This is a genomic window from Pseudovibrio sp. WM33 (assembly GCF_001623165.1).
Classification (GTDB): Bacteria; Pseudomonadota; Alphaproteobacteria; order Rhizobiales; family Stappiaceae; genus Pseudovibrio.
Genome location: NZ_LMCK01000138.1, coordinates 21,387 through 30,619 on the forward strand (window position 1 = coordinate 21,387; position 9,233 = coordinate 30,619).

Here is a 9,233-nt window from a genome sequence, read left to right on the forward strand (position 1 = left end):
ATCTGATGTGTTGTTTTATCTGGTGTTCTGATTGAACTGGCTGGCATAGATGCAAAGTAAATCCAAAGCTAAAGTGGCTCCGGCCAGCGCTGTAATTTCTGCGTGGTCGTAGGCAGGTGCGACTTCTACAAGGTCCATGCCTTTCAGGTTTATGCCAGCGAGGCCACGCAGGATCTCCCGTGTCTCTCCGGTGTTCAGACCGCCAACAACCGGTGTTCCTGTTCCCGGTGCAAAGGCTGGGTCAAGGCAATCGATGTCGAAGCTGATGTAGCTGGCACTTTTGCCGGTCACCTTATGTATGCGTTCAATCGTGGCCTGTGCGCCGTTATTACGGACCCAGTCCGCCGTAATTGTGGTCAGGCCCTGTGTGTTCTCATTGTTGGTTCTGATACCAACTTGTATCGATGTCTGCGGGTTGATGAGACCATCTTTTACCGCTCTGTAGAACATGGTGCCATGGTCAATACGGCTGGAGTTGTCAGTCCATGTGTCGCTGTGTGCATCAAACTGGATGAGGGAGAGTGGTCCGTGTTTTTTTGCGTGCGCTTTGAACATGGGATAGGTGCAGAAATGATCTCCACCTAGCATGAGCGTTGCCGTACCTGCGTCTAAAATGGCAGAGGCCTGCTGTTCCAGTTCTTCCGGTACGCTCATGGGGTAGCCGGGATCGAAGATGAAATCGCCGTAGTCGACAACAGCAAGGCGGTCGAACGGGTCAAAGGACCAGCCCCATGCGTGGTCCCAGGCCAATATGGAGGAAGCTTGCCTGATTGCTCTTGGGCCGAAGCGACACCCCGGCCTGTTGCTGACGGACGTGTCAAAGGGGATGCCACAGACCGCGACATCTATCCCCTTAAGGTCCTTGGTGAATTTACGGCGCATAAAACTGAGCGCTCCGGCATAGCTGGATTCGGCTATGGTCCCATAAGGGGTGGAGCGGGTGTAGGCCAGATCGCCTTTTGAGTATTCATCCAGCGAGGATGGGTGTTTCGTATCAGACACGTATACTTCCTCGATCAGATTGAGCTTATCGCCAGTCGTTCTTCTTTCATGCGCTTGACCTGTGCCTGTTTTGTGACCAGCGAAGCGGTGACCACGCCAACGGCAACAACAGCGATGAGAATGGATGACAGGGCATTGATTTCTGGAGAAACGCCAACGCGGACCTGAGAATAGATCTTCATGGGCAGGGTGGTAGCGCTAGGACCTGAAGCAAAGGAGGCAATGACCAGATCATCCAGAGAAAGCGTGAAGGCCAGCAGCCATGCTGCCAAAATTGCGGGAAAGATGATGGGCAGTGTCACCTGCATGAAGGCGGAAAAACGGGTGCACCCCAGATCAAGGGCAGCTTCTTCCAGACTACGTTCGAACGTCACCAGACGGGCAGAGACGACGACGGCGGCGTAGCACATGGAGAAGGTTATATGTGCCAGTGTAACTGTCCAGAAGCCTCGGGTGAAATCCAGTGAGACGAACAGCAGGAGCAGTGACAGGCCCGTGATGACCTCTGGCATGACCATTGGTGCGTAGATCATACCTGTGAAGAGCGTTTTGCCGTGGAATGGTCCAGCGCGATTGAGAACAAGTGCGGCCATGGTGCCGAGCACAGTCGCGACAGATGCAGAGATGAAGCCAACACGGAGTGTGACCCATGCGGCATTGATGAAACTCTCATTGAAGAAGACTGATTGATACCACTTGGTGGAGAAACCAGCCCAAACGGTGACCAGTCTGGATTCGTTGAAAGAGTAGATCATCAGCAGGATGATCGGCAGGTAGAGGAATGCAAAGCCGAGTGTGAGCGTTGTTGTGTTGAACCAGTTGAAGCGGGTCATTGGCTGGCCTCCGCTTGTTTTTCCTGCTGTTTCTGGAACAGGATGATGGGTAGGATCAACATAAGCAGCAGTAGAATTGCGACGGCGGATGCGACTGGCCAGTCTCTGTTGGAGAAGAACTCCACCCAGAGCGTTTTGCCGATCATGATAGTGCTGGACCCGCCCAGAATGTCTGGAATGACAAACTCACCGACAGCAGGGATAAAGACGAGGAAACAGCCTGCCCAAACTCCTGATAATGACAGCGGTAGAGTAATGACCCAAAAGGCTTTGAGAGGTGAACACCCCAGATCTGTTGCAGCTTCCAGCAATGAGATATCTAGCTTTTCCAGAACTGCGTAGAGTGGCAAGACCATGAAAGGCAGGTAGGAATAAACGATGCCAATGTAGATGGCAGTGTCGGTGTTCAGGATCATCAAGGGTTCGTCAATGATGCCGGTCCAGAGCAGGAAGTAGTTGAGGAAGCCTTCTTTTTTGAGAATGCCGATCCATGCATATACGCGGATGAGAAAGCTGGTCCAGAAGGGCAGGATCACCAGCATCAGGAGAGTTGCACGCCACTCTTTCGGGGCTTTGGCCATGGCATAGGCGATAGGATAGCCGATTGCCAAAGTGAGTAGCGTTGAGATGGATGCGATCCTGAGACTGCTTAGATATGAGTTCAGGTAGAGTGTATCTTCCGTTAGCCAGACATAGTTTTCCAGGTCAAACGCCTGAAGCATGGCGAGCAGACCTTGCCAACCCTCTGATATGTCGAAGTTTGGAAAGTATGGCGGGCGCGCCAGTATGACATCGGACAAGGAGATCTTCAGTACAATGACGAAGGGCGCGAGGAAGAAGATCAGCAACCAGATATACGGGATCGCTATGAGCAGTCTGCGTCCCCAGCCTGAACTCGGACTGGATGTCTCCTGTATTTCTTCTGAGGGGGAGGTGATATCTGCAACTGCCATCGCTCACCTCACGTTTCCAGAAAGACGCCAGCGCCTTTCTCCCAATAGACATAGACGGTGTCCTCCCATGTGATTGGGCGGTCGGCGAGATGTTCTCTGTTGGAGACCTGTGCTTTCAAAATGGAGCCATTTGAGGCTTTGACGTGATAAGTTGAGATGTTGCCAGTGTAGCCGATGTCCCAGACTTCGCCCTTAATGCAGTTGTCAGCGTTTGCTGGCTTGTCTTTAGAGATGCGGAGTTTTTCAGGGCGAACTGCGAGCCAGGCGGTCGTTCCTGCTTGAGGACGGAGCTTGGTTGAGATTGCCAAAGGTGTTTCACCTTCAGCCCACGCCAAGCTTGCAGTTTCGCCAGTGGTGACATCTATCTGGCCTTCAATGATGTTAACATCGCCAAGGAAGTCAGCAGAATAGCGGGAGTTTGGATACTCGTAGATTTCAGCGGGTGTCGCGACCTGAACGATTTTGCCGTGGTCCATCACGGCGATGCGGCTCGCGACTGTCATAGCCTCTTCTTGATCATGAGTGACGATGACAAAGGTGAGGCCGAGCTGCTCCTGAATGTTCATCAATTCAAACTGGGTTTGCTCGCGCAACTTCCTGTCTAACGCACCGAGCGGTTCGTCAAGGAGCAGGAGTTTAGGCTTCTTGGCGAGGGAACGAGCAAGAGCAACGCGCTGCTTTTGACCACCCGAAAGCTGGTGTGGTTTGCGTTTGGCAAAAGGTTCCAACTGAACCAGCGACAGCATTTCTTCAACACGTCTCCGGATCTCGGCCTTTGCGGTCTTTTCCTGTTTGAGGCCGAAGCCGATGTTCTGTTCCACTGTCATATGCGGGAAGAGCGCGTAGGACTGGAACATCATGTTGACGGGCCGTTTGTGTGGCGGTGCCTTTTGCAGATTGTTCTGACCGAGCATGATGTTGCCAGCGGTGGGATATTCAAACCCTGCCAGCATGCGCATCATAGTTGTCTTCCCGCAGCCGGACGGGCCGAGAAGGGCGAAGAACTCGCGCTCATAGATGTTGAGCGTTAAGTCCTCAATGGCAGTGAAGTCGCCAAACTTCTTCGTGACGTTTTCAAAGCGCACCAAAGGTTCCTGAGCTGGATCCTCCCAAGGTGCGAATTTGCAGACTGGCTGAGTGTTTACCAGAGTTTCCATCGTGGCCCGCTCCACCCTCTGTTGTTGTCCTGCTTCCAAAGAAACATGGAAGGCGCGCGGACAACTTGAGTTGCCCGCTGCTGTCGATGATTACTGGCCCGACTTCACAGCAGTCCAGGCACGGGTCACAATCCGCTGAATTTTCGGAGCGTAAGGCGTTGTGACGTAAAGTTTTTCCATGGTTGCTTCATCTGGATACACGGCGGAATCTTCCAGAACTTCCTGATCCAGATGTTCGTGAGAGGCTTTGTTGCCGTTGGCGTAGACCACGTAGTTGGAAGCCTTTGCGATGACATCCGGGCGCATGATGTAATCGAGGAACATATGTGCTTCTTTGGAGTTGGCTGCATCTGTCGGGATTGCCATCTGATCAAACCACATCAACGCACCTTCCTTTGGAATGATGTAGTTGATGGTGACGCCGTTGTCGGCTTCTGCTGCTCTGTCGCGGGCCTGAAAGACATCACCAGACCAGCCGATAGCTAAGCAGATATCGCCGTTTGCGAGGGCGTTGATGTATTCGGAGCTGTGAAACTTCTGAACGTATGGACGTATGGTCTTGAGGAGTGCAGCAGCTTTTTCAATTTCAGCCTTGTTGTGGCTGTCAGGATTTAGTCCGAGGTGGTTAAGCGCTGCGGGGATGAGCTCTGTTGGTGCGTCCAGCATATGGATGCCGCAATCCTGAAACTTGGCGAGTATTTCTGGGTTGAAGATGATTTCCCAGCTATCGACCGGTTTGCCGTCTAGACGTTTAGCAGCGGCCTCTACATTGTAGCCGATGCCAGTGGTGCCCCACATGTAGTTGATGGAATACGCATTGCCCGGATCATAGATGGAAGTTCTGTCGGAAACGAGCGACCACATGTTCTTCAGGTTTGGGAGGGCGTCTTTGCCCAGCTTTTGGAAGACGCCGGCTTGAATTTGCCGGGAGAGGAAGCTGCCGGTTGGAACGACTATATCGTACCCTGTGGTGCCCGCGAGCAGTTTGGTTTCCAAAACCTCATTTGAATCGAAAACGTCGTAATTGACCTTGATACCGGTTTCAGCTTCAAAATCTTTCAGAACGCTTTCGTCGATGTAATCAGACCAATTGTAAACGTTGACGGTGCCTTCTGCGTGTGCTGCGCTGGCTGCACATGCAACCATAATTGCGGTCGCCATTGTGCCCGTCAGTCTGGACTTGAAGTTTGAACTCATTTCATCTTCCCCCCTCAAATTTTTGCACAGCATTGGTGCTGGCGTGTCTGGATCCTGCCGTCTCCGTTGTTCTTAATTGTGTGCCTGTTTTGAAAGATGACCACAGAATTCTCAGCTAGGCAATAGTTTGTGATCAAATTATCTTTGCAGCTGGTTCGGGTGCTTCTATAGTTCCTCCATGAGTAAGATGACTTTACAAAGCGCTGTTGTTCCTGATGTCGGGATCCCTGTTCATGAGCAGGTTTACCGACAATTGAGAGAGCGGATCCTGTTTGGTGGTTTTCTGCCGGGCAAGGCTGTGACCCTGCGCGGGCTGGCTGAGGAACTGGGTGTGAGTGCGATGCCTGTTCGTGAGGCTGTGCGACGTCTCATTGCAGAAAACGCGTTGGAATTACACGGCAATAGGCGTGTTTCTATTCCGGATGTTTGCGAAGATATAATCGATGAAATCTGGTCTGCACGACGGTTGCTGGAAGTTGAACTGGCATCCAAAGCTCTGGTGAATTTGAAAGAGGAAGATATTCAGGTTCTCCAAGGTATTGATGATCAGATTGATGTCGCTCTGGAAACTGGCGATGTGGAAGGGTACATGCGCGGAAACTACGAGTTTCACTTTTATCTTTACTCAAAAAGCCGATCTGAAATTCTTATCAAACTTGTCAAAAATCTATGGGTTCAGTTTGGTCCATTTATGCGTCTGGTCTATGGGCGGTCTGGTACTGCGAATCTGGAAGACCAGCATAAACAGGCATTGGAAGCACTGAAAATGCATGATCAAACTGCTTTAAAGGTTGCCTTAGAAGAGGATATTGCACAGGGCATGGGGTTTATCAGAGAGTCCCTCTGTCTTGCTGAGAAGGTTTGATGATCTGCTGTTTTCTTTGGCTGAGTTCATAGAGCCGCAGGCATTCATGGGTTAGACTGGAAGCATAGGCAGGTAGCGCCTTTACTGAAGTAAACATTGACTCTTCTACATTTGTGATCACAAAATAATGAGAGTTTACTTCTATTGCCCGGTTTGCAGGGCGTGCCTCTTTTCGGAAGGACTGACCCCATGGACTATATCGCTAATCTTCCGCCCACTCATGTTCTGCAAGAAAAGGATGCCGCCCACCATTTGCATCCGTTTACAGATACCAAGTCCCTCAACGCCAAAGGGACGCGTGTTATTACGCGGGCTGATGGTGTCTATCTTTGGGATTCTGAGGGCAACAAGATTCTGGATGGTATGGCCGGGCTTTGGTGCGTGAACGTGGGGTATGGCCGTCAAGAGATTATCGATGCGGTCTACCGGCAAATGCAACAACTGCCGTATTACAATACGTTTTTTCAGAGTTCTCACCCGCCTGCAATTGGTCTTGCTGAAAGGATCTCCAGTCTGGCACCAGATCATCTGGACCATGTGTTCTTTGCAGGCTCGGGCTCTGAAGCCAATGACACCGTGGTGCGGATGGTGCGCCATTACTGGGCTAGTGAAGGTAAGCCGACCAAGAAGACAATCATTTCCCGTCATAATGCTTATCACGGCTCCACTATGGCTGGTGCGAGCTTGGGTGGTATGAGTGCGATGCATGCGCAGGGCGGTCTACCTATTCCTGACATTACCCATATCAACCAGCCTTATTGGTATGGTGAAGGCGGAGATATGGACCCTGCCGCGTTTGGACTGATGCGTGCACGTGAGCTGGAAGCTGAGATTGACCGGCTTGGAGAAGACAATGTAGCGGCCTTTATCGGGGAGCCTATTCAGGGAGCGGGTGGTGTGATCATTCCGCCAGAAACATATTGGCCCGAGATTCAGCGTATCTGCCGTGAACGCAATATTCTTCTGATTGCTGATGAAGTGATTTGCGGGTTTGGGCGTACGGGTAACTGGTTTGGGTCACAGACTTTCAACTTCAAACCGGATCTGATGCCGATTGCCAAGGGGCTTTCCTCAGGTTATCTGCCGATTGGTGCGGTTGTGGTGAGTGAGAAGGTTGCCAAGGGCTTTATTGAGCACGGCGGTGAATTTTATCATGGTTTCACTTACTCGGCACATCCGGCAGCTTGTGCCGCAGCACTTGCGAACCTTGATATTATTGAGAATGAGCGACTGCCGGAAAAAGTGGCGAATGATACAGGGCCGTATCTAGCTGAGAAATGGAAGACTCTTGGCGAGCATCCGTTGGTTGGTGAGGCGCGTATCTGCGGGCTGGTTGGTGCTTTGGAACTTTCGCCTGATAAGGCACGCCGTGCTCGTTTTGAAGCTGAAAAAGGCACTGTTGGAACGATCTGCCGCGATCATTGCTTTGAGAGCGGTTTGGTGATGCGCCATGTTGGCGACAGCATGATCATCTCACCGCCACTTGTGATCTCGCGCAGTGAGGTGGATGAGTTGATTCAGAAAGCGCATCGTGCGTTGGATCTGACGGCTGCTGATGTTACTGCCCAAAGCATCAAATAAGTTTTGAGGAGGCTCAGGCTCGATTGAGTTTGCACCGCATATTTCAAGAGGATGCATATGGAGAGCAACCGGTTGCCGGGAATTTCTGGCATCGTTCGCTCTCTCCTCAGGCGCTTGGTGCGCCGCTTTCCGATGAACAGTCCTGTGAAGTTGCTGTTGTTGGAGGTGGATACACAGGGCTGTCTGCAGCGTTGAAACTTGCGCAGCAGGGTGTCGATGTTGCGGTGCTGGATGCTCAACATATTGGATGGGGGGCTTCTGGTCGCAATGGTGGTTTCTGCTGTCTGGGCGGGACGATTGCAGATGATGCTGACTTGATTGATCGCTATGGGGAAGCGGATGCACGGCGGTACTTTTATGCAGAGCGTGCAGCCATTGATCTGGTTGCAGAGCTGTTGGAACAGAACTCGATTGATGCCGATGTTGTTTCCAAAGGCGAAACGGTTCTTGCACACAAAGCTCAGCGTGTTGATCAGCTGAAAGATACGGCTGCGGACATACAAAAGCGCTATGGGATCAGCTGCAGCTTTCATGACAAAGATGAACTTGCAGAGCTTGGGATGACTGCCTCAGGCCTTTCATCTGGGCTGACAATTCCAATCGGGTTTGCGCTGCATCCTTACAAATATGCGCGTGGTCTTGCTGAGGTTGTGAAGGCGCAAGGCGGTCGGTTTTATGAACAGACCACTGTGCTTGGCATTACTCCTGCTGCTGATGCGCAGTATGTTCTAAAGGCAAGAGCGGGCCAGTTGCGTGCGCAAAAAGTGCTTCTGGCGACCAATGGCTATTCCTCTGAAAATATGCCGGAGTGGATGGCTGGAAAATATCTTCCGGTGCAATCTAACATTTTGATGTCGCGCGTTCTTTCTGATGAAGAGCTGAAGCGTCAGGGGTGGTTTTCTAGTCAGATGGCCTATGATACCCGGACTTTGCTGCATTACTTCCGTCTGCTCCCGGACAGGCGAATGCTCTTTGGTATGCGGGGAAGCGTAAGTGCTACGCCACATGCGCGAGAGCGTATGCGCGCAGCTACACGGCGTGACTTTGAGCGGATGTTTCCTGAATGGGCGAAAGTTGAAACGCCAGATTTCTGGTCTGGCCTTGCTTGTTTGACCCATAAGCTCGTGCCATTTGCAGGTGTGGTTCCCAATGCGCAGGGGCTTTACGCCGCTTTTGGCTATCATGGCAATGGCGTTGCTATGGCCACTTATGCCGGGCAGCTGGTGGCAGCTGAGATATTGGGGGAGGCGATAAAACTGCCATGTCCGAACTTTATGAAGGTAGCGCCGACAGAGTTTCCTTTCCGGACTATGCGGCGCCACCTTCTTGCTCTCAGTTACACCTGGTTTGAGTTGAAGGACAGATTACTCTGAGGCTTCTTGCATCTCACTCTGCAGTTGGCTGGCGACCATGGAGTAAAGCCTGCCGCTTTGCTTGATGGTGCGTTTATGGGTTTTAAAATCAACGTGGATCAGGCCAAAGCTCGGGAAATACCCTTCTGTCCATTCGAAGTTGTCCATGAGTGTCCAGCAGAAGTACCGCTTTTAGCGGTACTCCATCTTCAGTCGCTCTGGCTGCCTGCTTCAGATGGGACAGAACATATGTGCTGACCTGTCAATGAGCGTTCAAAATTGATCCGGCATCA

The 9,233-nt window shown here is 51.6% G+C and carries 9 protein-coding genes; 3 read left to right on the plus strand and 6 right to left on the minus strand.

Going from position 1 to position 9,233, the window contains the following annotated elements; genetic code table 11:
• Positions 1-15: 15 nt before the first annotated feature.
• The 5 genes from speB to PsWM33_RS23695 form a co-directional block, all read right to left on the minus strand.
• Positions 16-1,002 carry an agmatinase gene (gene speB / locus PsWM33_RS23675; protein WP_063301848.1) on the minus strand — a complete coding sequence of 329 codons (987 nt, stop codon included), beginning with the start codon at positions 1,000-1,002 and terminating at the stop codon, positions 16-18.
• A gap of 14 nt (positions 1,003-1,016) precedes the next feature.
• Entirely contained in the window at positions 1,017-1,835 is an 819-nt protein-coding gene (locus PsWM33_RS23680; protein ID WP_063301849.1) for an ABC transporter permease, read from the minus strand.
• The gene (locus tag PsWM33_RS23685) at positions 1,832-2,788 is read right to left on the minus strand and encodes an ABC transporter permease subunit (protein ID WP_208986805.1); all 957 of its coding nucleotides are present in this window, start codon (positions 2,786-2,788) and stop codon (positions 1,832-1,834) included. The genes PsWM33_RS23680 and PsWM33_RS23685 overlap by 4 nt, the downstream gene beginning before the upstream one ends.
• Before the next feature lie 8 nt (positions 2,789-2,796).
• A complete protein-coding gene (locus PsWM33_RS23690; RefSeq protein ID WP_063301850.1) occupies positions 2,797-3,945 on the minus strand; it encodes an ABC transporter ATP-binding protein in 1,149 nt (382 codons plus the stop codon).
• Between the two features lie 90 nt (positions 3,946-4,035).
• Entirely contained in the window at positions 4,036-5,142 is a 1,107-nt protein-coding gene (locus PsWM33_RS23695) for a polyamine ABC transporter substrate-binding protein (protein WP_063301851.1), read from the minus strand.
• A gap of 187 nt (positions 5,143-5,329) precedes the next feature.
• Here PsWM33_RS23695 and PsWM33_RS23700 point away from each other — a divergent pair, with 187 nt between their 5' ends.
• The 3 genes from PsWM33_RS23700 (at position 5,330) to PsWM33_RS23710 (ending at position 8,961) form a co-directional block, all read left to right on the plus strand.
• Complete coding sequence (locus PsWM33_RS23700; RefSeq protein WP_063301852.1) at positions 5,330-6,007, plus strand: GntR family transcriptional regulator; 678 nt, start codon at positions 5,330-5,332, stop codon at positions 6,005-6,007.
• 189 nt (positions 6,008-6,196) lie between these two features.
• Entirely contained in the window at positions 6,197-7,588 is a 1,392-nt protein-coding gene (locus tag PsWM33_RS23705; RefSeq protein ID WP_063301853.1) for an aspartate aminotransferase family protein, read from the plus strand.
• Positions 7,589-7,611: 23 nt separating this feature from the next.
• The gene (locus PsWM33_RS23710; protein WP_063301854.1) at positions 7,612-8,961 is read left to right on the plus strand and encodes an NAD(P)/FAD-dependent oxidoreductase; all 1,350 of its coding nucleotides are present in this window, start codon (positions 7,612-7,614) and stop codon (positions 8,959-8,961) included.
• On the opposite strand, the gene PsWM33_RS26990 is transcribed toward PsWM33_RS23710, so the two are convergent.
• The gene (locus PsWM33_RS26990; protein WP_244276741.1) at positions 8,953-9,108 is read right to left on the minus strand and encodes a family 1 glycosylhydrolase; all 156 of its coding nucleotides are present in this window, start codon (positions 9,106-9,108) and stop codon (positions 8,953-8,955) included. The two genes, PsWM33_RS23710 and PsWM33_RS26990, sit on opposite strands and share 9 nt — an antisense overlap.
• Positions 9,109-9,233 lie beyond the last annotated feature (125 nt).

Excerpts from the sequence above, each read along its gene's own strand:
- PsWM33_RS23680 (WP_063301849.1), bottom strand. The coding sequence starts at position 1,835 with ATGACCCGCTTCAACTGGTTCAACACAACAACGCTCACACTCGGCTTT.
- PsWM33_RS23685 (WP_208986805.1), bottom strand. The coding sequence starts at position 2,788 with ATGGCAGTTGCAGATATCACCTCCCCCTCAGAAGAAATACAGGAGACA.
- PsWM33_RS23690 (WP_063301850.1), bottom strand. The coding sequence starts at position 3,945 with ATGGAAACTCTGGTAAACACTCAGCCAGTCTGCAAATTCGCACCTTGG.
- PsWM33_RS23695 (WP_063301851.1), bottom strand. The coding sequence starts at position 5,142 with ATGAGTTCAAACTTCAAGTCCAGACTGACGGGCACAATGGCGACCGCA.
- PsWM33_RS23700 (WP_063301852.1), top strand. The coding sequence starts at position 5,330 with ATGACTTTACAAAGCGCTGTTGTTCCTGATGTCGGGATCCCTGTTCAT.
- PsWM33_RS23705 (WP_063301853.1), top strand. The coding sequence starts at position 6,197 with ATGGACTATATCGCTAATCTTCCGCCCACTCATGTTCTGCAAGAAAAG.
- PsWM33_RS26990 (WP_244276741.1), bottom strand. The coding sequence starts at position 9,108 with ATGGACAACTTCGAATGGACAGAAGGGTATTTCCCGAGCTTTGGCCTG.